Genomic DNA, 26,429 nt, shown 5'->3' with positions numbered 1-26,429 from the left:
AAATGAAGATCCTCGTCCTGCCCTGCGACGGCATCGGCCCCGAGATCATCTCCGCTTCAATGGCGGTGCTTGAGGTCGCCAGCGATCGCTTCGGCCTCGGCCTCGGCTTCGAGTATGACGATGTCGGCTTCAAGAGCCTGGAGAAGCACGGCACGACCCTGCGCGAGAGCGTGCTCGACCGCGCCCGCAACGAGTTCGACGGCGTCATCCTCGGCACCCAATCCCATGCCGATTATCCCGCGCCGGAGAAGGGCGGACGCAATGTCTCCGCCGGCTTCCGCATCGGCCTCGATCTCTATGCCAATGTCCGCCCGGCCCGGACGCGCCCCTTCATCGAGTCGAACATGAAGCCCGGCAAGACCATGGACCTCGTCATCATGCGCGAGGCGACCGAGGGCTTCTATCCCGATCGCAACATGCATCTCGGCTGGGCTGAATTGATGCCCTCGCCGGACATGGCGATCTCGCTGCGCAAGATCACCGCGCATTGCTCGAACCGCATCGCCCGGCGCGCCTTCGAACTTGCCGCCAAGCGCCGCAGGAAGGTCACCGCCGTCCACAAGGTCAACAGCTTCCACCAGACCGACGGCCTGTTCCTGCGTGAGGTCCGCAAGGTCGCCGCCGAGTTCCCCGATGTGCAGCTCGACGACCTCCTGATCGACGCCTCGACTGCCCATCTCGTCCGCAATCCCGAGCGTTTCGACGTGATCTGCGCCACGAATTTCTACGGTGACATCATCTCGGACCTCGCCAGCGAACTGTCAGGCAGCCTCGGTCTCGCCGGCTCGATGATGGCGAGCGACACCCATTGCTGCGCCCAGGCCCAGCACGGCTCGGCTCCCGATATCCAGAACCAGGACAAGGCCAATCCCGTCTCGATGATCCTGTCCTGCGGCATGCTGTTGCAGTGGCTCGGCGAAAAGCGGAAGCTGCCCGCCTTCGAACAGGCTTTCCATGCAATCGACAAGGCTATCGACACCGTGTTGACCGACCCCGCCTCCCGCACCCCCGATCTCGGCGGCAAGACCGGTACGATGCGTTTCGGCGCGCTCGTCGCCGAGACCCTGCGGACGGCCTGACGATGAACGAGGAAACCCGGCAGATCCTCTCGATCATCGGCACGCCGCCCGACGCGGTACGCCGGGCGCTGTCACGCCATGGCGTGCTGCGAGCCGGCATCAACCTGTCGAATTTCCTGCTGGTCTCCAGCCGCACGGCGGATGGCGACCCGGCTGGCGTCTCACCCGACATGGCGGCAATCCTGGCCGCATGCCTCGGCCTGCCGCTGAAATACGTTCCCTATGAATCGCCCGGCCCGCTCGCGGATGCCGCGGAGCGCGACGAATGGGATGTCGCCCTCATCGGCGCCGAGCCGCAGCGCGCCGCCGTGATCGACTTCACGCCGGCCTATACCGAGATCGAAGCGACTTATCTGGTGCCGCCGGGCTCTCCGCTGCAATCCGCAGCGGAGGTCGACCGTCCCGGACGACGCATCGCGGTCGCCGCCCGCACGGCCTACGGCCTCTGGCTCGAGCGGAATATCCAGGCTGCCGAATTGGTGACCGGGACCGGCTTCGACGGCGCCTACCGGCATTTCGTCGACCGGAAGCTCGATGCGCTGGCAGGCCTCAGGCCGAAACTGATCGAGGACGAGAAGACGCTGCCGGGCTCGCGCATGCTCCCCGGCCGCTTCATGGCTGTCCAGCAGGCGCTCGGCACGCCCAAGGCCTCCGGCATCGCCCTCGACTACCTCAGGAGCTTCGTCGCGGCCGCCATCGCAAGCGGCATCGTCGCGCAATTGATTGCGAGGCACGGCGTCACCGGTCTCTCCGTCGCAGGGTTGGAACAAGGCAATTGATCGGCGGGAGGCCGGGCTCGTTTGTCTTTGGCCCTGCGGTACTCGGTGCCGGCTCGCGAGGGCCGGATCACCTGCGCCGGCGGTCCGCCCGATTGAACGCGAAAGGGCGATCATCATCGCCCTCCCCTCGCTAACCGATTGATCAAGCGCCGTGCCACCCGTAATCCTCTTGTCGACAAGAGGATTCCCATGAAAGCTACCAAGACCAAGGCCGTCGCCGTCCCGGAGCGAAAGCGCGGCTCGGGCGTGAAATTCGTCTACGATCTGCTGCGTGACGAAATCCTCGATCTCGCGCTGCAACCGGGCAGCCCGATCGACGAGGTCCAGCTCGCCGAACGCTTTCAGATGTCGCGCACTCCGATCCGCGAGGCTCTGGTCAGGCTGGCCGGCGAAGGATTGATCGACACGCTGCCGAACCGCTCGACGATGGTGGCCAATCTCGACTTCCTCAACATGTCACCGTTTTTCGACGCGCTGACCCTGATGTATCGGGTGACGACCCAGCTCGCGGCCCGGAACCGGCGTCCGGAAGACCTCGAAGTGATCCGCGCCCGGCAGGGCGAATTTGCCGCCGCGGTGAAGGCGCAGGATGCGCTGGCGATGATCGCGACCAACGCGGCCTTCCATGCCGCCATCGCGGAGGCCGGACGCAATCCCTATTTCAACAGCCTGTTCAGCCGCCTCCTCGACGAAGGCCGGCGCTTCCTGCGGCTCTATTACCAGTCCTATGACGACCGGCTGCCGCAACAATTCGTCGACGAACACGAAGCGATGGTCGCCGCAATCATAGCACGTGACACCGCCTTGGCCGATCGCCTCGGCAAGGCTCACGCTGAGCAAATCGTTCAGCAAATTCAAAAGCTTATGATCGGTAAAGAGCGGCTTGACATCTCCTTGTGAAAATTGCCGTCGGGTTCTTGTCGACAAATAATATGCAAACCGCTATATCAGTTGCGGGAGGGGCGCGCCGCAGCAGTGGCGAGGTCTCCGCAGGAACGGCAGCCAGAAGGAGAGCGAGATGAAGGCCCAGATTTTCTCAGGCGTGATCCCCGCCCTGATGACCCCTTGCAAGACGGACCGCACGCCCGATTTCGACGCGCTGGTGCGCAAGGGCAAGGAACTGATCGCCACCGGCATGTCCGCGGTTGTCTATTGCGGCTCGATGGGCGACTGGCCCCTCCTGACGGACGCCCAGCGCATGGAAGGCGTCGAGCGGCTGGTGAAGGCCGGCGTCCCGGTGATCGTCGGCACCGGCGCGGTGAACACCGCCACCGCTGTCGCCCATGCCGCCCATGCCCGGAAGGTTGGGGCCAAGGGCCTGATGGTGATCCCGCGCATTCTGTCGCGGGGCTCGGTCATCGCCGCCCAGAAAGCTCATTTCAAGGCGATCCTCGCGGCCGCGCCAGAGCTCCCGGCGGTGATCTACAACAGCCCCTATTACGGCTTCGCCACCCGCGCCGACCTGTTTTTCGCGCTCCGCTCCGAGCACCCCAACCTTGTCGGCTTCAAGGAGTTCGGCGGCGCCGCCGACCTGCGCTATGCGGCGGAGAACATCACCAGCCGCGATGATGACGTCTCTCTGATGATCGGGGTCGATACGACCGTGTTCCACGGTTACGTCAACTGCGGCGCGACCGGCGCGATCACCGGCATCGGCAACGTGCTGCCGAAGGAGGTACTCCATCTCTGCCGTCTGTCGGAGGCCGCAGCCGCCGGCGATGCCGAGGCCCGCCGCCAGGCGCAGGAACTGGAACAGGCGCTCGCGGTGCTCTCCTCCTTCGACGAGGGCCCGGATCTCGTCCTCTTCTACAAGCACATGATGGTGCTGAAGGGCGACAAGGAATACGCGCTGCATTTCAACGAGAGCGATGGGCTGAGCGACAGCCAGCGCGGTTATGCCGAGGCCCAGCTCAAGCTGTTCGACGCCTGGTATGCCGACTGGACAAAGGCCAACGTCGCCCGCAAGCAGGCGGCCTGAACGTAGGCTCCGCGCGGCGGACACCCCTTCCGTCGCGCGGCGGCAAGCCCCTTGCTGATGTCACCGGCCGGTTACCGGTTCGGGTTTAACCTGCAGCACGCACCCGCGAAGCGCACCCGCTGATGGCCACTCCAGATGTCATCGTCATAGGCGCCGGCGTGGTCGGCCTTTCCGCCGCGATCGCGGCGCAGGGGCGCGGCCTTTCGGTCGTCGTACTGGACAGGGCCGGGCCGGCTGCGGGCGCTTCCGCCGGCAATGCCGGTGCCTTCGCCTTCACCGACATCCTGCCGCTCGCCTCGCCCGGCATCCTGCGCAAGGCGCCGAAATGGCTGATCGATCCGCTCGGGCCTCTCTCGGTGCCGCCGGCCTATGCCCTCAGGATCACCCCCTGGATGTTCCGCTTCTGGCGAGCCTGCTCGCCGGCCCGCGTCGCCCATTCGACAGCGGCGCAGACCGCCCTAATGGACTTGTCGAAGGCTGAGCTGGAACCCTTCCTGCGCGAGACCGGTACGTTCGCCATGCTGCGCAAGGACGGCAATCTCCAGGTCTATGAAAGCGAGGCCGAACTGAAGGCCTCCCTCCCCGGCTGGCGGGCGCGCGAGGAACACGGCATCGAATTCCGCCATCTCGACGCTGCCGGCATGGCTGCGATCCAGCCCGGCCTGGCTCCACGCTTCACCCACGGCACCTTCACCCCCGGCTGGTATTCGATCGCCGACCCGCAGGACTATACGATCGCGCTCGCCGAACATTTTCACGCCCGGGGTGGCACGATCGAACGGCTGGAGGTCGAACGCCTGCAGTTGGTGGGCGACAGCATCACGATCCATGACCGTGACGGCCGGACACGGCAGGCCGCACGGGTCGTGCTGGCCGCCGGCGCCTTCTCTCATCGCATAGCCAAGAGCCTTGGCGAACGCATCCCTCTCGAAACCGAGCGCGGCTACAACACGACGCTTCCGCTCGGGGCCTTCGACCTGCGCACGCAGGTCACCTTCGGCGGCCATGGCTTCGTCGTCAGCCGGCTGTCGACCGGCATCCGGGTCGGCGGCGCCGTCGAACTCGGCGGGCTCGACCTGCCCCCGAATTTCCGCCGCTCGGAGGCGATGTTGGCCAAGGCTCGCGCCTTCCTGCCCGGCCTCAAGCCGGACGAGGGCACGCCGTGGATGGGCTTCCGCCCCTCGCTGCCGGACAGCCTGCCGGCGATCGGCCGGGCGCGGGCTTCGGCCCGCGTGGTCTACGCCTTCGGACACGGCCATCTCGGCCTGACGCAATCGGCCGGCACCGCCCGCCTGGTCGCCGACCTCTTGACGGATCGGCCGCCGGCCATCGACATCGCTTCCTTCTCACCGCAGCGCTTCTGAGAGTCGGACCATGGCCAGCCACACCTTCTCCTGCATCGACGGCCATACCTGCGGCAATCCGGTGCGTCTCGTCTCCGGCGGTGGTCCGCGCCTCGAAGGCGCGAACATGCTGGAGAAGCGCGCGCATTTCCTGCGTGAATTCGACTGGATCCGCACCGGCCTGATGTTCGAGCCGCGCGGCCACGACATGATGTCGGGCTCGATCCTCTATCCGCCGACCCGCCCCGATTGTGATGTCGCCGTGCTGTTCATCGAGACCTCGGGCTGCCTGCCGATGTGCGGCCACGGCACGATCGGCACCATCACCATGGGCATCGAGAACGGGCTGATCACCCCGCGCGAGCCCGGCAAGCTCTCGATCGACGCACCCGCCGGCAAGGTCGATATCAGCTACCGCCAGGAAGGCCGCTTCGTCGAAGAGGTCCGCCTGACCAACGTACCGGGCTTCCTCTACGCCGAAGGCCTGACGGCCGAGGTCGAGGGTCTCGGCGAGATCGTCGTCGACGTCGCCTACGGCGGCAATTTCTACGCGATCGTCGAGCCCCAGAAGAACTTCCGCGACATGGCCGACCATACCGCCGGCGAACTGGTCCGCTGGTCGCCGAAGCTGCGCACCGCGCTGAACAAGAAATACGAATTCGTCCATCCCGAGCACCCCGAGATCCAGGGTCTCAGCCATATCCAGTGGACCGGCAAGGCGACGAAGCCGGAGGCTCACGCCCGCAACGCCGTGTTCTACGGCGACAAGGCGATCGACCGTTCGCCCTGCGGCACCGGCACCTCGGCCCGCATGGCCCAGCTCGCCGCCAAGGGCAAGCTCGCGGTCGGCGACGAGTTCGTGCATGAATCGATCATCGGCTCGCTGTTCAAGGGCCGCGTCGAGGCTGCGACGACGGTGGCGAACCGCCCCGCGATCATCCCCTCGATCGCCGGCTGGGCCCGGATGACCGGCTACAACACCATCTTCATCGACGACCGTGACCCCTTCGCCCACGGCTTCGTCGTGGTGTGACGCGCCTCGGAGGCCCGCTCAACCTCGACGGAGCGCGTTTCGGCCGGGCGCTCTAAGCATCGGCAACGATCACGCGCCCGACGACGTTCGAAAGTGCGGCCAGAGCCGGCAATCGCCTCGCCTTCCTGTCGGTCACAATCGCGGAAACCCGATCGAGCTCGCAGAAGCGGACGCGGCTCGTGACGCCGATCTTGGAATGGTCGGCGATCAGGACGACACCGGCCGAATTAGCGACCATGGCCCGGGCGATCTCGGCAGTGTGCTCGAAGAAATTGGTCGCCGCGCCATCCACGTCGACGCCGAAGGGTGAGAGCAGAGCCAGATCGGCCTTGAAGCGGTAGATGTCGTTGATCGTGGATGCGCCACCGGTCTCCGGCGGCTCATGCACAATGGCGCCGCCGAGCAGGAAGACGCGGCTGCCCATCCTCTGCTGGGTCGAGGCCATGCTCGTCGCAACCTGCAGCGAGTTCGTCAGGATATTGAGCTCGGGAACGCTCTTCAGTTCCTCGGCCAGGGCTGCGGTCGTGGTTCCGCCGTCGAGGAACAGCGTCTGGCCGCTTTTGATCAGAGCCAGCGCGGCCAGTGCGATCGCCTGCTTTTCCTGCAGCCGGACAGTCGAACGGGCTCCGTAGGATGCATCCTGCTCACGGGGAAGGCTGACAGCCCCGCCATGGATTCGCCGCAACCTGCCGTCCCGTTCCATGGCAACGAGATCGCGGCGGATCGACTCGTTCGAGACACCGAATTCCTGGGCAAGCCGCTCGACCGAAACACTGCCGAACGTCTCGAGAAGCGTGCCGATGCGCTGCTTTCTGTCGCCTTGCCACATATGCGTCGCCTCCTCCGAAACGCTCTTGGCATCGCGCGTGCCGACACACAACCAGGGCCTGAACGAATTACACATAAATACACATTGTCACATATATCCACAAATGCTAAGCCGCCTCCAGAAAGAGCGGAGATGGCGAATGCACGCCGGGAGCAATGAGGACGAGTGGCTGGCCTTCGCCCTCCAGCTTACCGTGGAGAGCGGTGCAATCCTGCGCGAGGCGGCAACCGTACGCCCCGACGTCGAAATCAAACCCGACAAGAGCTTCGTCACCGCGCTTGACGCCCGCATCGAGCGACGCATGCGCGAGATGCTGGCTGACCGCTTTCCGAGCCACGGCATCATCGGTGAGGAAGAAGCTCCCTCCGCCGGCGACGCCGACCTCGTGTGGGTACTCGATCCGATCGACGGCACCGCCGCCTTCATCGCCGGCCTGCCCGTCTACGGCACCCTGATCGCTCTGATGCGGGAGGGCGAACCGATCCTTGGCGTCATCGACCACCCCATCACGGGAGATCGCTGGATCGGGGTCAAGGGCCGCCCGACCACGCATAATGAAGCCCGCTGTCGCACGCGCGCCTGCGGTGCCCTCAGTGAGGCCATCCTCTCGGCCAGCAATCCTGATTTCTTCGATGCCGAAGAGACCCCGGCGCTCAACACCATGCGCGCCGCCACGGCCTGGCGAATCTGGGGCGGCGCCTGCATGAGCTTCGGCCTGCTCGCGAGCGGGCGCATCGATGCTGCCTTCGACACGCGATTGAAGCTCTGGGACTTCGCGCCCTTCCGTCCGATCATCGAAGGCGCCGGCGGCGTGATCACCGATTGGGAAGGGCAGGCGATCACCCACGAGACGGGCAAACGCATCATGGCGGCGGGCGATCCCGCCCGCCACCGCGAGATGCTGGGACTCGTCGAGACCGCGATGAAGCGCTAAGCCGACTATGGAACACCCGCTCCGAGACGGCGCCGATCCGCCGGAGCTTCGAGTTGGAGGGGAATGCCATGGGTATCGCGATCGAGGATCTGGCCGTCGCCTATGGCGGCCAGCGCGTCATCGACGGTCTTGCGCTGATCATCGAGCCGGGCACCTTCTTCACGCTGCTCGGCCCTTCCGGCTGCGGCAAGACCACGCTCCTGCGCACCATCGCCGGCTTCGTCCCGGCCGAGCGCGGCCATCTCCGCTTCGGCGGCACGGAAGTAACGCATCTGCCGCCGCACAAGCGCGATATCGGCATGGTCTTCCAGGATTACGCGCTGTTCCCCGATAAGACCGTCTTCGACAACGTCGCCTATGGTCTGCGCGCCCGCAAGCAGCAGGACAGCGCGATCAAGCCCAAGGTTCAGGCGGCGCTGGAGCGCGTCGGCCTCGGCCATCTCGGCGCCCGCCATCCGGCCGCTCTTTCGGGCGGCCAGCGCCAGCGCGTCGCCCTGGCACGGGCCCTCGTCATCCAGCCGAAGGTGCTGCTGATGGACGAGCCGCTCTCCAATCTCGACGCCAAGCTCAGGCTTCAGGTGCGCGAGACCATCGTCGAACTCCAGCGCGAGGCGAAGATAACCACCGTCTTCGTCACCCATGACCGAGAGGAGGCGCTGGCCATGTCCGACCGGATCGGCGTGATGAATCAGGGCCGGCTCGAGCAGGTCGGTACGCCCCAGCAGATCTATCGCGAGCCGCGCACCGGCTACGTCGCCGATTTCGTCGGCGGCGCCAATCTCGTCGAGATCGAGACACACGGTCATCAGGCGGGCGAGACCGCAGCCATCACACTCGACGGCACCGCAATCACGGCACGCGCACCAGCGGCCGTCTCGGCCGGCCGCGCCACGCTGGTCGCCCGCCCTGAGGACATCCTGCTGGCCGAGCCCGGCACCGCCGGCACGCTGCCGGGCAGGATCGCGCATCGCCAGTATCTCGGCGGCAAGACCAGCTACAAGGTCGCGCTCGACAGCGGCCGCGTGTTGGCGGTCGACCTGCAGAGCGGCGCGCATGACCGGTTCGAGCCCGGCGCTGCCGTCGGCCTCGGTTTCGATCCTGCCCGTACGCTGATGCTCGCATCATGACCCGCCAGTTCGGCTCGATCTGGTTCTGGTTCTCCGCGCTGGCGCTGGCGATCCTGGCCGTCTTCCTGCTCTACCCCCTGTTGAACGTCCTGACCGGCTCGATCGGCAGCGGCGGCCGCAACGGCTGGGTGACGCTGGCCGGCGATCCCAAATACTTCGCAGCCATCGTCAATACCGTCGTGCTCGGCATCGCGGTGACGCTGACCACGACGCTGATCGGCGTACCTCTTGCCTATTTCACCGCGCGCTTCGACTTTCCGGGCAAGGGCATCGTCGCGGTGCTGCCACTGATCACGCTCGTCATCCCCGAGGTCATCGCCGCCCAGACCTGGCTGATGATGCTCGGCAATAACGGCTTCATCACACGCTGGCTCGGCGGACACGGCATCGACATGCCGACGTTCTACGGCTGGCCGGGCCTGATCACGGTGATGACCTTCACCTATTACACCTACATCTATATCGGCACGCTCGCGGCCATCCGCGGCTTCGACGTCCAGCTCGAGGAAGCCGCACAGAGTCTCGGCACCTCGCCGGCCCGCTCGCGCCTCAACGTCATGCTGCCGGTAGTGCTGCCCTCGGTACTGGCGAGTGCGCTGCTGGTCTTCACGCTGGTCGTCGGCAATTTCGCGACCGCCACCATCCTCGGTAGCCGCGTGCCGCTGCTCTCGGTCCTGACCTATCAGGCCGCCGTCGCCGAGGGCGGTTCCGACCCGGTGATGCAGTCGACGCTCGCCACCGTCTCGATCGCGCTGGTCATGATCGTGCTCTTCGTGCAGCGCTGGATCGTGTCGCGCGGCCGCCACGAGGTCACGCAAGGCCGTGGCGCCCGCGCCGAAAAGCTGCGCGGCCTGCCGGGCCTGGTCATCGGGTTGTCTGCCGGACTTCTCGTCATCGTTTCGCTGCTGCCGCTCGGCTCGATCGTCATCGGCGCCTTCACCGTCTCGCGCGGCCCGGTGATGCGCTGGGGCGACTGGACCACAGCCCATGTCGAGCGCCTCGTGAAGATCGCGCCCGATCCGGTGATCAACACCCTGCTCTATTCGGCTGCGGCGACCGCGATCGGCATCACCTTCAGCGCCATCGTCAGCTACCTGATCGTCAAGAAGCGCAACATCCTGACGCCCGCGCTCGACTATCTGACGGCACTGCCACTGGCCCTCTCCGGCACGATCATCGGCATCGGCCTGATCATGTCCTTCAACACCGGCTTCCTGCCGATCACCGGCACGGCCAGCATCATCGTGCTCGCTTATATCGTCCGCCGGCTGCCCTTCGGCATCCGCAACGCGTCCTCGACGCTCTACAACATTCCGAATTCGATCGAGGAAGCCTCGATCAGCCTCGGCGTGCCGCCGGTCACGACCTTCTTCAAGGTCGTGCTGCCGCTGATGCTGCCCGCGGTCGCTGCCGCCGCGGTGTTGACCTGGACGACCACCGTCGCCGAGCTCTCGGCCTCGATCATCGTCTACTCCGGCGGGCGCGAGACCATGCCGATCCAGATCTACAAGCTGATCGATTCCAACCTGATGGCACAGGCCTCGGCCTATGGCCTCGTGCTGGTCGCGGTGATCCTGATCCCGATCATCGTCGCGACCCGCGTCTTCAAGATCGACCTGTTCTCATCGAAGAGCTGAACGAACCGAACACGGCCGGGCCGGCACCGCCTGCCGCCCGCGCTCAGAGGGGAAGGCGGAATGAAAGGAACGACCATGACCAACCTGATCGACCGCCGCACCGTGCTCGCCGGCCTCGCCGGCATGGCCGCCGCGCCCGCATTTGCCCAAAGCGCTTCGGGCACCGTCGTGCTCTACACCTCCAACAACGCACAGGCCGTCGATTCCGTGCTCGGCGTCGCCAAGGAGAAGCAGCCCAGCCTGAAGATCAGCACGATCACCGGCGGCTCGGGCCAGTTGCTGCGCCGCATCGAGGCCGAGGCTGCCAAGCCTCAGGCCGACATTTTCTGGAGCTCCAGCGCCAATACGCTGGGCGCCTTCAAACAGCTCTTCGAGCCCTATGCCTCGCCGGCTGCATCGGCCATTCCAGCGGCCTTGCGCCACCCCGAGAACCTCTGGACCGCTTCGAACGTCCATCTCGTGGTCGCGATGATCAACAAGAACCAGCTCGGCGGGAAGCCGGCGCCGAAGACCTGGAAGGACCTGATCGACCCCACCTTCAAGGGCAAGATCATCATCGCCGATCCCGCCAACAGCTCGACCGCCCTCACCATCCTCTGGGGCGTCGACAAGCTGATGGGGCCGGATGGCCTCAAGGCTCTCGCGGCGAATCTGACGGTCTCCAGCGCCGCCTCGACCGTGCTGCGCGCCGTCGGACAGGGCGAATACGCCATCGGACTGACCTTCGAGTCGAACGCCTATGCCTATGTCGCCGGCGGCCAGCGCGAGATCTCGCTGCTCTATCCCGAAGAGGGCACCTTCTCGACGCCGGAATTCCAGGTCCTGGTCAAGGGCGCCCCGGCCGGCGCCGCCGCCAAGGCGGCCTATGATCTGATGCTGTCGAAGGAAGCCCAGATCGCGCTGCTGGAAAACGCCTTCCGCCGGCCCAGCCGCAGCGACATCGACGTGTCCAAGCATGTCGAACTGCCGGCGATCGACAGCGTAAAGGTCTTCGCCATCGACGAGGAAGAGGCCGCCGCCAAGCGCGACGAGTTCCTCAAGCGCTGGCAGTCCTACGGTACGTCGACGAAGTAAAAACAGCCGATCGCTCAGGCCGGGCTGGAACATGACCAGCCCAAGGGCTCTTTCAGGCGCCTCCGGGCGCCTGATTGCATTGGAGGGTCGAAAGCACCTCCGGCCGGCGTCAGCTTGCCGACTCCCCGGTTGGTCAGGAAGATCGCGGCGCCGGCTGCACCCCACTGGCTGAAAGCGCGCTTCCAACAAGGCGCTTCCACGCTGGCCTTCAGAACAAGCCGCGAAAGCTCTCGGGCAGGCGCCAGGCTTCCGTGCCGGCGATGTCGAGCGGCGCGACATACATCGTGCCGACCTCGCCGCCACGTTCGGACGGCTTGATTCCGTCGAGGAAGCTACGACAGTAGGACGCGATCGCCTCATCCTCCCAGTCGCGGCGCTCGAGCCCTGTGAAGGCGCGGTAGGTATTCATCAGGTCGAGATCGCTGCTGCGCTGGTGGTGGCCCTGGTCAACCTGCGCGAAATCCAGCCCGCGCGTCAGCGCCTGGCGGCGCATGCGCTCACCGAGATCGGCATATTTCAAATGGAACAAATAGGCGCCGTGGAAATGCGGCGGCTGGTTGGCATGATGGAAGCCGCCGCCCCAGCGGATCGGCTTGCGCACGATCAGCGTCTTGCACATCGGCGAAACGAAGCGGACATGCGCACGCTGCCGCAGAACCTGCCCCTCGAGCAGGATCGCGTTCTCCTCCTTCAGCATCGTCATGACGTTGAAGCCGACGCAGGTGGAATAATCGAAATCGGTGCCTTCGAGCCAGTCGCCGAAGCTGGCGAAGCGGCGCGGGTCATGGCTGATGAATTCGTCGCAATCGCAATAGATCACGGTCTCGTAGAGTTCGAGCAGGGCACCGACGAATTTCGAGGCGAAGCGCGCCCGCTCCTGATCGTCGAGCGCCGCGCGCGGATAGCGCACGGTGCTGACGCCCTGCAGGATGTCGCGGACCTCGTCATCGCTGTCATGGTCGATGACGTAGAGGTTCTCGCGGCCGACGAGCCCGGCATAGTAGTCGATCCAGCGCGAGACGTAGAACGCCTCGTTGTACTGCATCGTGACCACCGCGACCTTCTTCATTGCCTGCCCTCGCCCGTCACATCCGGTGCGGCACGCCGTTGCGGTCGAGGAAGCCCCGCATCCGGTCGTAGGAAGCGGCATAGGATTGCGCGAGCCCCTTCAGTGCTGCCTCGCGATAGACCGCGCGCCACCCGCCTTCCGCCAGGGCCTCCTCCGGCACGACCGGGATCTTCAGCGTCTCCGCCAGTTCCTGGCTGCGCGTGTCATAGGCGACAAGCACGCCCGGCACGCCATGCGCGACCGCCGGCAGCACGCCATGGACCCGGTAGCCGACGGCAAGATCGACGCTCTGCGCGAAGCGATCATAGTCCTCGACATCGAAAAAGGTGAACATCCGGCGCTGGTAGATATCGCGCATCCGGGCATCGTCCGGCCCATCCCACCAGCCGGTCTTGACGAACTCCGCGACGGCCTTCTCCCGCGCAGCCTCGTCGCGCAGGAAGAAGGCCTTCTCCTCCTGCTCGCCATGCGAGGACATCACCATCTCGCACTGCCCGTCGACCTTGAGCAGGGCGGCGCGCTGGTTGCGCAGATAGGCTTCGGGATCGACCGTGTAGCTCTTGTCGGCCTCGCGGCGCAGGCTGAAGGCGACCTTGCGGATCGCGCGCTGATCCGGCACCCGGATCTGGAGATCGCGGTTGCAGGTGCGGAAGATCGAGGGGCAGCCGACCACCTCGACATTGCCGATGCCGTTGCGCCCCAGCGTCTCGGCGCTGAAGGCGCCGCGCACACCGATGGCGGCGCAGCGATCCGCGACGATCTGCCAGAAGCGCTTCGAACTCTCCGGCAACGCGATCGCCCGGTTCTGGCTCGCCTGCGCGCCGACGCCGATGGCGTAGACCGGCAGCTTCACCTTCTCCAGCACCTCGACGGCGCGGAACCACTCCATCTTCTCGTGGATGAAGTTCGAGCCGCGCACGAAGACGAAATCGAACTCGCTGGCATAGCGCTCGATATCCGCCTCGGTCGGATTCATGATCTTCATCGGCTCGAGATGGACATAGTCGAGCAGCTTCAACGTCGAGTCGAAGACGATCATGTCGCCGATGTTGAAATAGTCGGAGAACAGCTTCTCCAGCGGCGCGCGATACCAGCGCACCTTGTCATGGTCATAGACTTCGCCCGCCGGATAGATCACCAGCGCCCGCAGCGGCTTCGAGCGTGCGATCGGGCGCAGTTGCGAGCCGGGCGCGAGGGCGCCGGTGCGGGCATCGGCGACTGCGATCGCGCGCAGCCGCGTCTCGGGCAGGGCCGGCAGCGGAATGGCGATCTCCGCCACCGTCGCATCGCCGGTGACGAGAGCGCCGGGATGGATCGTCGCATAGTCCTGCCCGTCGAGCAGCAGCCGCAGCGCGGGCCAGCCGCCGCCCGGCTCGCGGGTGACGAGGACGACGACCTCCTCCGTGGTCGCGCGCAGGATCTTCATAGTCTGCACGGCCTGGCTGGCTTCGAAATGATGCGCGGGCGCATTCATGGTGTTTCCTTCACGATGCGGACCTTGATGCGGACGAGGTCGCGCTGCGGTCCCATCTTGCAGTCGGCGACATGCATCTTGGTCATGAACAGATAGGGCTCATCGCCCGTCGTCTCGAAATTGCGCGAGGGCGAATCCGGATCGGCGATGGCGCCGTAGGAGTAGCGCACGCGATCGCTGCAATCCTTGCTCCACATGGTCGGGTGGGTGATGAGCGTCTGCAGCGGCGTCCACTTCATCAGGTCCTTCGACCAGCTATAGGCGACGCGCCCACCCGCGACGCCCTGCTTGGAATCGGGGCCGAGATGGAAGATCGCGAGCCACTGCCCGCTCGCCTCGTGCCGCGTGACCGAGCCAACGACCGTCGGCAGCACCTTGAGCGGCTGGCAGGGCTTCGCCTGCGAGGTATCCCCGCGATAGGGATCGACGGCAGGAATGGTGAAGTCCTGCCCGTCATGGGCGCGCCACGCCTTGGGGTCGGTGATATCCCTGCTGCGATAGATGCAGGTGCCGCCCTTCTGGCCCTCGCCGCCCGTCGTCGCGATCAGCGCATACCAGGCGCCGTCCTTCTCGACGATGTTCGAGGGATTGAAGAAGCCGCGATGCCGGCCCTGGCCGACCTCCTGCCTGAAGGCGGGGGCCGCGACCACCGTCGGCGGATCGTCCACCTTGAAGCTCTGGCCGCCATCGGTCGAGCGCGCGGCCGTGACGACGTTGTACCAGCAGGCCATGCCGTCCTTGAACCGGCAGGCGCCTTTATGCCGGTCGGCATGGTACTCGTCATGCATCAGCGCATAGACGTCGCGGCCGTTCTTCGTCCAGGTCGCCGCGATCCAGCTCATGTCGCTGAACTGGCTGGCATCGGCGCTGTTCTTTGCCTGGAAGGAGATCGAGCAGGAGGTCTTGATCCGGTCGAGACGGTCGCCGATCAGCGGCCGGTTGCGGTAGTGGCTGGCGAAGGCGACGACCTCGCCCTTGTCGTCCCGGTAGGCGCGCAAGGGCGCGTCGGGAATGTGCCATTCCTGGCAACGCTCCTTCGACCAGTTGAAGACCGTCTCCTCCTGCGCGCCGGGAGCGATCTCGACATGGTAACGCGCGATCTCCGCTGCCCGCGCAGCGGAAATCGACAGCAACAACACCGCAGCGAGGGGCGCGGTTTGTAGCAGGGGCCGGGCCGTCCTCATGCCACCTTCCGCGCCGGCTCCGCCGCCTGACGGGCGACCATCTTGTTGTCGACGCGGTTCTCGACGAGGAATTCGCGCATCTGCCCGTAGACCTGGGCGTAGGCTGCGTTGAAGCAGTCGAAGCGCGCCTGATCCCAGTAGTCCTCCAGCTTGAAATCCTTGCCGGAGAAGACGTCGACGCTCGGGATCTTGAAGGTGTCGGCGAACTCGACGGTGCGGCTGTCATAGGTGAAGTAGATCGAGGGCGTGCCGTTCGCGAGCGCCATCAGGTTGCCGTGCAACCGGTAGCCGAGCACGAGATCGAGCCCGCGCACCAGCCGCTCGTAGTCCGCGACCACGTCGGAATAGAACATCCTGTCCTGGTAGAGCCGCTCCAGCTGCTCATCGAGATACCAGTCGCGCGCCCAGGCATTCTCGCGCAAAGCCGTCATGGCATGCGCCTTCTGGTCGATCGTGCCGAGCGCGAGCTTCTTCTCTTCGACCTCGCCCTGCGACATCAGCATGACCTCGAACCGGTCGGCCATCGCTTTCACCAGATCGCGGTGGAAGGTGAGATAGCGCCCGATATCCTGTGCATAGGTCGTCGAGACCTCGCGCCGCAGGGTGACGCCGACTTTCCTGATCTGGTCGAGCGGCGGCAGGCGGATGGCGAGATCCGGCCGATTGTTCCGGAACGCGGTCGGGCAGCCGATGATGCGGACATTGCGGATGCCGAGATCGTTCAGCACCTCCGCTGAATAGGTGCCGCGCACGCCAAGCGACGCGGTCGAATCCGAGATGAGCTTGAGCACCGTCCTGGTGTCCTCGCTCAGTTCGAGCTTGCCGCTGACCGGGGCCTGCGCGCCGATGCCGAAGGCGATCACCGGCAGCTTGAGCCGGCGCAGCACCTCGGCCGCCTTGGCCCAGTTCATCTGCGCATGGACATAGTTGGAGCCGCGCAGGAAGACGTAGTCGTACTCCGCATTGAGCCGGTCGATCATCGCGGGATCGACGCGGTCGATCGGCAATTCGTCGAGCTTCTCGAAATTGAGCAGCTTCAGCGAGGAATCGAAGACGAAGGCGTCGCCGATATTGTGATAGTGCTCGATATGGCTCTGCAGATCGGCATGGCGATACCAGCGGACGTTGTCGTGGTCATAGACCTCCCCGGAGGGGCTGATGACGAGGATGCGGGCCATGGACTGGTCTCCCCTGTTATGTCGTTATGGTTTCAGGCGATCATCGCGGCGGCGTCCTGCCGCGCGGGCGCAGGCTTGCTGCGTTCGCTGAGCAGCCGCCGGTAGAGGTCAAGATGCGTCCCGGCGCATTCGACATGGCTCACCGGCCGCTTGATGCCGGCGCGCAGGCGGTCCCAAAGTCCGGGCTCGGTCAGCGCACGCGTCATGCAGTCGACGAGATCCTCTGGGCTGCCTGCCCGGAAATGCAGGCCGTCGACCTCGCCGGTGATCTTCTCGGCCATGCCGCCAAGCTGGCTCGCCAGGATCGGGCGGCCATGGAAGAACGTCTCCTGGATCACGATCGGCGAGTTCTCCCACCAGACGGAGGGCATCACCACCCAGTCGGCCGAGCGCATCAGGTTCGGCATTTCATGATTCTGGAAGGCGCCGCAGAAGCGCACGCGCCGCCCGGCAGCCTCCACGAGCTTGGCGAACTTGTCCTGATAGGCCTGCGGCTGGCGTTCGAGATTGCCGCCATAGACCAGGAGGATCGAATCCTCGCCCCAGACATCTTCGGGAATGCGTGTCACCGCATCGATCAGCACGTCGGCGCCCTTGTAGGGCGTGAGCTGGCCGAAATAGGCGAAGCGCGAGCGCCGCGCCTTGCCCTCCGGCAATGGCCGCGCAGGTGCCACGTTCGCGACATCGATGCCGTTCTCGATCACCGAGAAGCGGCTCTCATCGAGGCCCCAGTCGACATAGCGGTCGACCAGGAAGCGGCTCGGCGAGACGAAATGGTCGGCCAGCCCCAGCATGCCCTTGATGAAGGTTTCGCGCGCTAGGAAACGGGCCGGCGAGATGTCCGGGAAACAGGCGTTGCAATCGGTCGGCGAGGCCCGGTAGCAGAGCTTGAAGGCACCGGTCTTCACCATCTGGCCGTGATGGTGGCAGATCGAGAGATATTCGTGGAAGGTCACCACGATCAGCGCATCCGGCAGCGCATCGCGCACCGCGAACAGGCACTCGAGACCGAGCCCGATGAAATGGTGGAAATGCACCACATCGGGCTTCAGGTCGTGCAGCACGCGCACGAAATCGCGCTCGATCTCCTCCGTCGCCCGGTTCGATATCAGGAAGTGGTCGTAATCCTCGGCGTAATAGAGCAGCTCGCTGCCGCGCTGGCGCAGGCTCATCAGCGCCGTGCCGGCATGGCGCGGCGTCGGCGCGCCGACGCGGGCGAGAAAATGGGAATCGACGCCCTCGCCGGCCTGCAAGCCCTTGTGCAGGTTGTAGGATGCCACCTCTGCCCCGCCGAGCGAGAGCGAAGGATGGCCGTGCGATATCACGAGAATCCGCATCCTCAGCCTTTCATGTTGGAGATGGCGAGCGCCCAGCGCCGGTCGAAGCTGGTGCGATCGGCGAGCTGCGCGAGCGCGCCGGCATGGGCCGCTGCTGTCTCGCCGTCATCGACCGCATAGACCTCGACATCGGGCACCCAGAGCGAGGGCGAACCCGCCATCCGGAGCTTGAGGCAGAGATCGAGCCCCTTCTCCGCCGTGGTGAAATAATTGCGCGCGAAGCCGCCGACCTCGATGAAGGCAGCCCGCGACAGGACGCAGCATTCGCTGGCGCCGGCCGCGACCTCCATCGGGCCGAGATTACCGACCGCCTCCAGCGGATAGCCGACGAAGCGGTTTGCGATGCGCCGGCTCGTGCCCTCGCCTTCTAGCCAGGCCCCGGCCCAGCGGATGGAGTCGTCCTCGAAAAGCAGCGTCGGGCTCGCCACGCATTGGCCGCCGCGCGCCCGATAGGCCCGTTCCAATCGGCCGAGCCAGCCGGGCATGCGGATCTGGGCGGCGCCGGAAAGCAAGGCGACCGTATTGAATCGACAAGCCCGCACGCCCGCCTCCAGCGCATCGCAGCCATCCTCGACGCCCTCGACCGCGACGAGACGCACCGACAATCCATAGAAGCGCGCGAGCCGGCGTGCCTCGGCGCCAACACGGTCGAAGCTCTCGGAAGGCGCCGCGAGCACGATCGGCAAGGGCCGCGCCTCCGGGTCCATCGCCAGCAGCGCGAACAGCGCCGACAACTCGCGATGCCGGTGATCGAGCCCGATAACGAGGCCGAGCGGAGCTTCCGGATCGAAGGCGCCGACATCGAGCGTTTCGGCGGCACGCGGCGGCACGATCTCGGCCGCCTGCAGGGCCGGCGCGATCTGGCGCTCGACCACGGCATTGGCGGTCGAGGAGCGCGCGTCGAGCAGGCCGAGCACGCGCTCCAGCGCCCGTCGCGCCGGAGCACGGTTGGGTTCGAGAGGCAGGAAGGCGGGGCCCGTGCCCTGCACCTCGAAGGCGAGATGCAGCGGCTGGCCGGCTTCGGGCAGCAGCTTCGGCGCGAAAACGATGAAGCCGTGGTTGTTGCGGCGCGAGGCCAGCGCCGGGCCGAAGCGCGGGTCCTCCATGAAGGCCGCCGTCACATCGGCGCGCTGCACGCGCGTCCACAAACGATCGACAGCGCAGGACTGGCTGCCGCTGCGCAGCGTGACGCCGCCGACCCGGCGCTCGGGATCGAACAGCCAGCCGATGATCAGCACGCCGGTGCCCTCGACCACCGTCACGGAGTCGATGCCGGCCCGCACCGGCTCCTCCAGCAGGCAGACCGTGTCGCGCCCGTCGAAGCGCTGCGAGGCGCGCCTGAGCTTGTCTGCGGTTGCTTGCGGGGCGGTGCCGCGCTGCAGGCCGTCGCGCAGATGACCGGGCACGGTGATGGGCTCGAGCAGCACGTAACGCTCATAGACCTCGAGTGCGCGCCAGCCGTCATTGCCGCGGAAATACAGCCGCTCGATCTCGCTAGGATGCTGGGCGTGGCAATCCTCCAGCAGGCCGAAGAAGCCGCGCGCACCCTCGCCGAGATCGTCCCGCTCGAAGGTCCCGGTTTCGAGATGGGCCGGCGACAGGCCGCCATGGGAGATCAGCAACTTCACGCGCCCAGCGGCGAAATGAGAGGTCCAGCCCTGCAGGAAGATACCGCCGCCCACCCCCGCGATGTCGTCGAGCTTGCCCATCACCTCGACGAAGCCGCCCGGCCGCGCGACCGTCTGCAGCAGCATCGCCACGGCTCGCAGGCGGCGCGGATTGGGCGCGCCGGTCAGCAGCACTTCGAGCAGACCGTCGACCACGCTCGGGAATGCCTGGCCGGCATCGTCGGCCAGCTCGGAGAGGAAGGTCTGCAGGGGTTGCGGCTTCGGCGCCAGGATCAGCCTTAATGGCCGGCCGGGGCGGCCGATCAGGAGGGCACCGGTGCCGCTGCTATCGACGCTGGGTGCGGGCGCGAGGCAGAGGAACCCCGTCGCTGCCGCGGGCTCGGCGCCGGGCCGGCGCCAGCTCAGCACCATGGTCTGGGCGCGGTTGCGCGGATTACCGTCGACCGCGACCGGCACCTTAGCCGGAATGGCGTCGCAATGGCTGCGGACGAGGATCGCGTTCTCGCCGAGCGGCGTCCAGGAGACGGTCGGCGCCGGCGCGATCGCTGTCCTCTCGGGAACGATGACCTCGCTCATCGCCTCAGCCTCCCCAGAGGGTCACGGCCAGCGTGACGAAGGACATCACCGCGGCGAGCGCCGAGAGGAAGCCGAGAATGACGGTGACCTGCCGGAGCGGCGCCCGCGCCTCTTTGCGGATCGCGTCGAGTCGCTCGTCAAAGCCGCGCAAGGTGCCGTCGAAACGGAGCTGGAAGACGTCGAGCTCGCCGAGCCGGCGCACGATCTCGCTCTGGCTCTCTGTCTCGGCCTTGGTCGCCTCGGCCAGCGCGTGGTTTTCTTCCAGCCGCGCCGCGATGCGGTCGAGCTTCTCGTTGAGCTCCTTCTGGGCAAGCTGGGCGCGCCGGTTGAGCACGATCAGCATCTCGACCTTGTCGAAGAAGCGCGCCAGCGGCACGGCGATCGCCGCCTCCGCCGCGAGTTCGTCCGCCGCCGGCAGGCGCAGTTCGAGCTCCACGCCGGTCGCAGGCGAAATGCCGACGACCGTCAGACGCGAGCGCGCCGCGACGAGGGTCTCGTCGAGATCAATCGAGAAGGCATGCTTGCCGTCACCGATGCCGTTGCGGCGCAGGTCGATGCGGCTCTGGTCGGCCTTGGCCTCGGCGACGACCTTGCCGTCGCGGGAGATCCTGACCGTGATCGCCTCGTCGGGCCGGGCCTCGTCCCAGATCCAGCCATGCAGGCGGCTGCCGTCGAGGGCATCGACCCGCCCGTTCAGACGGGCGGGATTGACGTTAGGGAGACGGACCTCGTTGTCTTGCTGAGGAAGACGGACCTCCTGGTCCTGATACTGAGCCGTTGTCATGCGGCCTCCGCGAGCTTGAGATCATCGAAGAGGGCGAGGTGGCGGCCGGCGCAGCCGGCAAGCGTCGGCTGCTCGGCGATACCGTGGACGAGGCGCTGCCAGAGGCCGGCCTCCTCCATCGCCCGGCGAAGAGTGCGGGCCAGCGCGGCCGGGTCGCCCGGCCGGACATGCAGCCCGTCGATCTCGTCGCGCACCATCTCGGCCATGCCGCCGATGGCGCTGACGATCGGCGGCCGGCGGTGCTGGAACGCTTCCTGGATGACGAGCGGCGCGTTCTCCCACCAGATCGAGGGCATCACCACCCAATCGACCTCGGCGATCAGGCCCGGCACCTCGTCGCGGGAATAAGGCCCGCAATGGGTGACGACACCCGCGGCGCCGGCGAGTGCCGTATCGAGCGCGGTCGTAAAGGCCTCGCTCTGGAACGGCGCGCCGCCATGGATGCGCAACGAAAATTCGGTCTCGCCGGACGCGCGCAGCAATTGCGCCGCCTGCAACAGCGGCAGCACGCCCTTCCAGGGATTGAGATTGCCGAAATAGCCGAAGCTGGCGCGCCGGCCTTTCACCGACCGATGCGGCGCGGCGTCCTGAGCGGGGCGGGCATTGGCGATGACCTCGATCCGCTCCCCGGGCAGGCCCCAGTCAATATAGCGCTGGCGCAGGAAGCGGCTCGGCGCGACGAAGCGGTCGACTGCTGCGAGATGCGTCTTGATGAAGCGCTCGCGCAGCAGGAAACGGTCCGAGCCGATCTCGGGGAAGCAGCCATGGCAGGCCGAGGGCGAGGAGCCCGTGCAGCGCTGGCGGTCGCCCGGCCGCACCATCAGCCCGTCATGGTGGCAGATCGGATAATAGTCGTGCAGCGTCATCACGATCGCCGCCTGCGGCAGCAGCCTTCGCGCCAGCGTCAGGAACTCGGCGCCGATCAGCACGAGATGGTGGACGTGGATGACGTCGGGCCGGAATTCCTCCAGCAGCGTCGCGAGATCCTGCAGCGTGCCGTAATGGTCGATCTGGCTCATATGGAAGCGGTCGTAATGCTGGCTCCACAGCACAACGTCCTCGCCGACCGCCTGCAGCGCCGTGCCCGGATGCGGCTCGCGATGCATCGCATTGGTCGCGCCGAGGAACAAAACCTCGCAGCCCTGCTCGCGATAGGCCTGCGACAGGTCATGCGCGAAGATCTCGGTGCCACCGGGATGCAGCGAGGGATGGTTATGCGCGACGACGAGGATACGGCGGCTCATGCCAAGTCTCCTGGTCCCTTGCCTCCCGGTCCCTTGCCCCCCGGCTTCGTCGCGATCAGCAGATCCTGGTAGTGCGCCGCGCTGATGCCGCGCCAATGGCCCGGACGCAGCGCCTCGACGGCGAGCCCGGCCTCCATCGCCTGCTCCAGCAGGAAGCGGCTGTCGATGCCGGCGGCCGCGAGCGGCGCCTCGTCGATGGCGTACCAGCCCGGCCCGTCCTGCCAGCGCTTGAACGAGAGGCGCTCCTGGCCGGTCGAGGTGCCATCGATCGCGAAGGCGGTGAGGAACAGGCGCCCACCCGGCGCCAGCAGGCGCGAAGCCTCCTGCAGATAGACCACCAGTTCCTCGGGCGGCAGATGCGTCGCGACCGAGGTCATCGTCACGAAATCGAAGCTGGCATTGGCGAAGCCGAAACGCACCTCGATGCCCGGCAGCGAGCCCTGCGGATTATAGAGCGGATGGGCGATGTCGAGCCGCTGGAAGCGGAAGCGCGGATAGGCTGGCGTGATCGTCTGGGCGCACCAGAGGATGCCCTCCATCACCGGGTCGACGCCGTCATAACTGCCGCGCTCGGGATCGAGGTATTGCGTCAACGGCACCGCCATGCGGCCGATGCCGCAGCCGATATCGAAGACGCGCTCATGCGGTTTCAGCCGGCCGATCCGGATGAAATGACCGAGGAATTCGGCACCGATCGCGCGATAATCGCCATCGCCGACGAAGATCGAATCCGGTGGTGGATGCGGCATGAAGCGGTTGCTCTGCAGCGAGGCCTGAAGCCAGTCGAGCTCCGGCCCGGCAGAAACCTCCGCGGGAACTGGCTCGGGTGCGATCTGTCTCAAGGCGGTCATGCAGCGGTCGCTCTCCTGAAGCCGAAGCGGGGGACAAGGTCGGGTTCGCTGGGAACGGCGGGCGCAGGCAGCGCAAGCTCCGGCCCAGAGATCTCGAAGGCCTGCATCAGCGCCTCGATCTGGGCGCCCCAACGGTGGGACTGCAGCCAGGCATTGTGCTGGGAGGCGGCGCCGCGCGTGTAATCGACGCTGCGCGCGATCGACTGCCGCTCGAGATGATAGAGCGCGACATCCGGGACATAGAGGATGCCGAAGCCGACTCGCCTGATCTTGAGGCAGAGATCGCTGTCTTCGTAATCGCCGATGACATAGCTCTCGTCGAAGCCGCCGAGCTCTTCGTAGAGCTCGCGCGCCATGACGATGCAGGCGCCGGTGACACCGGGTACGGGGCGCTCGATATTGGCCGGCGCGTAGCTTCCGGGCATGCCTTTGAAGTAATGATGGTTGAGCCAGGTGCCTTTGCTGTCGCGCTTGAAGAACAGCCCCGCGTGCTGCAAGGAACCGTCGTCGTAGAGCAGCTTCGGGCCGACGGCGCCGACCCGCGCTCCACGGTCGAGCTTGGCGATCAGTGCCGGCAGCCAGCCGTTGCCCGATGGAATCACGTCTGAATTGACGAGGGAGAGAACTTCGCCGCGCGCCTGCGCGGCGCCGGCATTGCAGGCGGCCGAGAAGCCGCCATTGCGCCGCATCGCGACAAGCTGCATCGGCAGGCCATAGGCGAGATGGAGCCCGCCGAGGAGATGCGCGACCTCGGCCTCGTGCTCGGGTGAATCGAGCACATAGATCAGCTCGGCATTTTCCGTGAACCACGGGTCGCCGGCGAAGGCAGCGACTTGCACGCGCAGGAAATCATAGACGCGGTAGAGGGGGATCACGACCGAGGCCTTCGGTCGCGCCGGCGGCTGGCCGAACGTCTTGACGACCGGCTCCGGCCGATTGTCGCGCAAATCCGCCTGACAGGCGGCCAGAATCGGCGCGAGCGTCGTCTCCAGCATCTCCGCCGTCAGGTATTGCGGCGGGATCGCCGCAAGCGCCCGCGCCCGGATCATCACCGCGTCGGCCGGCTGCACCGGCGGGCGCAATGTCAACGTCGTCCCGGATTTCAGCTTGATCTCGCAGCGCGGCTGCAGCACCGGCGCGCCACCGGCGTAATCCGGTGCAAAGCCGGCAAAGCCCGTAGCGGCGCGCGTCTCGCCATCCGCCCCGGTCGGCAGCCGCACGGGAAAGCGCTGCAGGCGGGAGAGCATCGCGATCGGCTCGCCATTGCCGCTATGGAGCAGCACCTCTTCCAGCAGGTCGTCGGGATCGCGCAGCCAGCCGCCGATGAGCAGACCGGCCCGGTTGCAGACGGCAAGGTCGAGCTCGGCAGCAGGCAGATCGTCGCTGCGGCGGACATGCTGGACGGCCAACGGCACACGCCGCTGCATCTCGACCGAGAGCAGGCGGCCCTGCTCGGACAGGCCGGCGAGTTGCTCGACGACCCAGTTGCGCAGGCCGTCGCGGCTTGCGGCCTTGCCCGCCCACCAGCGGCCGAGCGAGGGCGCGGATTGCCGGCCGGGCAGCGCGCGCAGCACCAGCGAACGCTCGCCCTGCAGGATGAGAAGTCCGCCGCCGCGGCTCGGGGGCGCATCCAGCACGAGATGGACCTCGCGCTTGCCGCTGCGATCGGCCGTGCCGAGGCGGGACTTGAGATCGAGGCGCGTGAGCCCCGCACCATCGAGGCGCGCGACGCCCTGCAAGGCGCCGAAATCGGCGGGCACGGCGGTCTCGAACAGCCATTGCCCCTCGACCAGCGCCGCGGTCGGCTGCATCGCGATGGGCTTGGGAAACAAGGTCAGCAGGAACTGGCGCAGGAAGGACAGATAATTCGGGATCGCGGCGAGGCCGAACAAGGGCGGCCAGGACCGGACCAGCGCATTGGCGAGCGTCAGGCGCGCCTGCGGAGCAAGCTCCTTCAGCAGCTCGGTCGGATCGGCAAGGCCATGGACCAGCGTCGGGTCGAAGCCCGCCGTCACCTCGCCCTGCGGTCCATGATCGCTGAGCGTCGCGACGACATTGTCGTGCCCGGACGAGCGGAAGGCGACGGCAAGCCGCTCGCGGCCGTCGCGCAAGCCAAGCGAGATCGAGGCCGCCGGCAGGCGCCGGCCGCCGCCCGCGAGCGCGATCGCAGGCTTGCCGAAGGGCGAGGCCTCGAGCGTCCAGCAGAGCAGGAAGACCGAGCCGCCGAGGCGGTGGAGTTCGAGCTGGGCAGGCGGTGTCGTCGCCATCGCGACGGGCGCGAGAGAAAGCATTGGGGGGTTCCTGCGGTATCGAGAATCCCGGAGCGCTTGCGGAAAGCGGGGACGCTTTCCGGGGGCGTGCACGCTCCGGGAGTTGCGAGCCTCTCGACCGGCCGCTGTGGCCAACCGAGAGGCAGCATCAGGATCAGGCGACCGTGAAATACGAGTTCGGATCGGCCTGAACGTCTTCGGCGCTGACACCGACCAGGGTCAGGGTGTCGCCATTACCGAGATCGACGACGGTGTTGCCGCCGACCGTGGTCGCCCGCGCGGCCACGTCTTCCGCTGTGTGAACACCCGTGCCGTTGATGTCGGAGGCGATCTGCAGCATGTCCGACCCGGCCTCGAAATCGAGGACGACGTCGTTGCCGCCGCCACCGGCGAACACGAAGGTGTCGCTGCCTGCGCCACCATGCAGGATGTCGTTGCCGGCACCGCCGAACAGCATGTCGTCGCCAGCGCCACCCTGCAGGATGTCATCGCCGGCGCCGCCATAGAGGATGTCGGCTCCTTCACCGCCCTGCAGAACGTCATTGCCGGCACCACCCTGAAGGATGTCGTCACCCGGTCCGCCTTGCAGGATATCGTTGCCTTCGCCGCCGATCAGGACATCGTCGCCGGCATTGCCGCGCAGGATGTCGTCGCCGGCGCCACCGATGAGCGTGTCGTTGCCCTCGCCGCCGAACAGGGCGTCATCGCCCTCATCGCCGGACAGGACGTCGTCGCCGAGCCCGCCGAAGAGGATGTCGTCACCCTCGCCACCGAACAGGGCATCGTTGCCGCCGTCGCCGAACAACGTGTCGTTGCCCTCCTCGCCGAACAACGAATCGACCTGATCCCCACCCTTGACGATGTCATCGCCGGCTCCGGCAAGGATCACGTCGCTGAAACGACTCCCAATCAAAAAGTCGTCGAATGCACTTCCTTCGATCGTCGCCATACGGCACCTCCTGGGCGATCTGGTGAACCTGGAACGTTCGGCGGCCGCACCGCGAAACGAGAAGACCAGGAA

22 protein-coding genes are annotated in these 26,429 nt (G+C 66.5%); 10 read left to right on the top strand and 12 right to left on the bottom strand.

Annotated elements, in window-relative coordinates; all coding sequences use genetic code 11:
- The first annotated feature begins 2 nt into the window (after window positions 1-2).
- The 6 genes from J0I42_RS04760 (at window position 3) to J0I42_RS04735 (ending at window position 6,212) form a co-directional block, all read left to right on the top strand.
- A complete protein-coding gene (locus tag J0I42_RS04760) occupies window positions 3-1,079 on the top strand; it encodes an isocitrate/isopropylmalate dehydrogenase family protein (protein WP_291653283.1) in 1,077 nt (358 codons plus the stop codon).
- A gap of 2 nt (window positions 1,080-1,081) precedes the next feature.
- Window positions 1,082-1,858, top strand: a complete 777-nt coding sequence (locus tag J0I42_RS04755; protein ID WP_291653281.1) for a transporter substrate-binding domain-containing protein — start codon at window positions 1,082-1,084, stop codon at window positions 1,856-1,858.
- A 189-nt stretch (window positions 1,859-2,047) separates the two neighbouring features.
- Entirely contained in the window at window positions 2,048-2,758 is a 711-nt protein-coding gene (locus tag J0I42_RS04750) for a GntR family transcriptional regulator (protein ID WP_291653279.1), read from the top strand.
- 118 nt (window positions 2,759-2,876) lie between these two features.
- Entirely contained in the window at window positions 2,877-3,836 is a 960-nt protein-coding gene (locus J0I42_RS04745; RefSeq protein ID WP_291653277.1) for a dihydrodipicolinate synthase family protein, read from the top strand.
- Between the two features lie 122 nt (window positions 3,837-3,958).
- Complete coding sequence (locus J0I42_RS04740; RefSeq protein ID WP_291653275.1) at window positions 3,959-5,200, top strand: NAD(P)/FAD-dependent oxidoreductase; 1,242 nt, start codon at window positions 3,959-3,961, stop codon at window positions 5,198-5,200.
- Between the two features lie 10 nt (window positions 5,201-5,210).
- Complete coding sequence (locus J0I42_RS04735) at window positions 5,211-6,212, top strand: 4-hydroxyproline epimerase (protein WP_291653273.1); 1,002 nt, start codon at window positions 5,211-5,213, stop codon at window positions 6,210-6,212.
- Window positions 6,213-6,264: 52 nt separating this feature from the next.
- Here J0I42_RS04735 and J0I42_RS04730 read toward each other — a convergent pair whose 3' ends face one another.
- A complete protein-coding gene (locus J0I42_RS04730; protein WP_291653271.1) occupies window positions 6,265-7,041 on the bottom strand; it encodes a DeoR/GlpR family DNA-binding transcription regulator in 777 nt (258 codons plus the stop codon).
- A gap of 25 nt (window positions 7,042-7,066) precedes the next feature.
- Between J0I42_RS04730 and J0I42_RS04725 the strand changes: the two genes are divergently transcribed.
- The 4 genes from J0I42_RS04725 to J0I42_RS04710 all read left to right on the top strand — a co-directional run bounded on the left by J0I42_RS04725 (window position 7,067) and on the right by J0I42_RS04710 (window position 11,813).
- Entirely contained in the window at window positions 7,067-7,975 is a 909-nt protein-coding gene (locus J0I42_RS04725) for an inositol monophosphatase family protein (protein WP_291653270.1), read from the top strand.
- A 68-nt stretch (window positions 7,976-8,043) separates the two neighbouring features.
- Entirely contained in the window at window positions 8,044-9,102 is a 1,059-nt protein-coding gene (locus J0I42_RS04720) for an ABC transporter ATP-binding protein (RefSeq protein WP_291653268.1), read from the top strand.
- On the top strand, window positions 9,099-10,739 hold the full coding sequence (locus J0I42_RS04715) for an ABC transporter permease (RefSeq protein ID WP_291653265.1): 1,641 nt from the start codon (window positions 9,099-9,101) through the stop codon (window positions 10,737-10,739). Before J0I42_RS04720 ends, J0I42_RS04715 begins: the two co-directional genes overlap by 4 nt.
- Before the next feature lie 60 nt (window positions 10,740-10,799).
- Window positions 10,800-11,813, top strand: coding sequence for an extracellular solute-binding protein (locus J0I42_RS04710; RefSeq protein WP_291653263.1), 1,014 nt, complete (start codon window positions 10,800-10,802; stop codon window positions 11,811-11,813).
- Between the two features lie 208 nt (window positions 11,814-12,021).
- On the opposite strand, the gene J0I42_RS04705 is transcribed toward J0I42_RS04710, so the two are convergent.
- From J0I42_RS04705 to J0I42_RS04655, 11 genes are all read right to left on the bottom strand, one after another.
- A complete protein-coding gene (locus J0I42_RS04705; protein WP_291653262.1) occupies window positions 12,022-12,882 on the bottom strand; it encodes a glycosyltransferase family 2 protein in 861 nt (286 codons plus the stop codon).
- Between the two features lie 16 nt (window positions 12,883-12,898).
- A complete protein-coding gene (locus J0I42_RS04700) occupies window positions 12,899-14,356 on the bottom strand; it encodes a polysaccharide pyruvyl transferase family protein (protein WP_291653260.1) in 1,458 nt (485 codons plus the stop codon).
- A complete protein-coding gene (locus J0I42_RS04695; protein ID WP_291653258.1) occupies window positions 14,353-15,540 on the bottom strand; it encodes a glycoside hydrolase family protein in 1,188 nt (395 codons plus the stop codon). Before J0I42_RS04695 ends, J0I42_RS04700 begins: the two co-directional genes overlap by 4 nt.
- The gene (locus J0I42_RS04690) at window positions 15,537-16,718 is read right to left on the bottom strand and encodes a polysaccharide pyruvyl transferase family protein (protein ID WP_291653256.1); all 1,182 of its coding nucleotides are present in this window, start codon (window positions 16,716-16,718) and stop codon (window positions 15,537-15,539) included. The genes J0I42_RS04695 and J0I42_RS04690 overlap by 4 nt, the downstream gene beginning before the upstream one ends.
- A 32-nt stretch (window positions 16,719-16,750) precedes the next feature.
- Window positions 16,751-18,055: a glycosyltransferase family 4 protein gene (locus J0I42_RS04685; protein WP_291653254.1), complete on the bottom strand. Its 1,305-nt coding sequence runs from the start codon at window positions 18,053-18,055 to the stop codon at window positions 16,751-16,753.
- Window positions 18,056-18,057: 2 nt separating this feature from the next.
- Entirely contained in the window at window positions 18,058-20,259 is a 2,202-nt protein-coding gene (locus tag J0I42_RS04680; protein ID WP_291653252.1) for a glycosyltransferase family 2 protein, read from the bottom strand.
- Between the two features lie 4 nt (window positions 20,260-20,263).
- Entirely contained in the window at window positions 20,264-21,043 is a 780-nt protein-coding gene (locus J0I42_RS04675; RefSeq protein ID WP_291653250.1) for a hypothetical protein, read from the bottom strand.
- Window positions 21,040-22,287, bottom strand: coding sequence for a glycosyltransferase family 4 protein (locus J0I42_RS04670; protein ID WP_291653248.1), 1,248 nt, complete (start codon window positions 22,285-22,287; stop codon window positions 21,040-21,042). The genes J0I42_RS04675 and J0I42_RS04670 overlap by 4 nt, the downstream gene beginning before the upstream one ends.
- A complete protein-coding gene (locus J0I42_RS04665) occupies window positions 22,284-23,138 on the bottom strand; it encodes a class I SAM-dependent methyltransferase (protein ID WP_291653247.1) in 855 nt (284 codons plus the stop codon). The genes J0I42_RS04670 and J0I42_RS04665 overlap by 4 nt, the downstream gene beginning before the upstream one ends.
- Window positions 23,135-25,429, bottom strand: a complete 2,295-nt coding sequence (locus J0I42_RS04660) for a glycosyltransferase (protein WP_291653245.1) — start codon at window positions 25,427-25,429, stop codon at window positions 23,135-23,137. Before J0I42_RS04660 ends, J0I42_RS04665 begins: the two co-directional genes overlap by 4 nt.
- Before the next feature lie 133 nt (window positions 25,430-25,562).
- Window positions 25,563-26,357 (bottom strand): calcium-binding protein, encoded by a 795-nt coding sequence (locus J0I42_RS04655; RefSeq protein WP_291653579.1) that lies wholly within the window; start codon window positions 26,355-26,357, stop codon window positions 25,563-25,565.
- Window positions 26,358-26,429 lie beyond the last annotated feature (72 nt).

Source organism: Allobosea sp. (assembly GCF_017308015.1).
Classification (GTDB): domain Bacteria; phylum Pseudomonadota; class Alphaproteobacteria; order Rhizobiales; family Beijerinckiaceae; genus Allobosea.
Note: the sequence above shows the minus strand (reverse complement) of the source record. Positions and strands in the feature narration are given on the sequence as shown.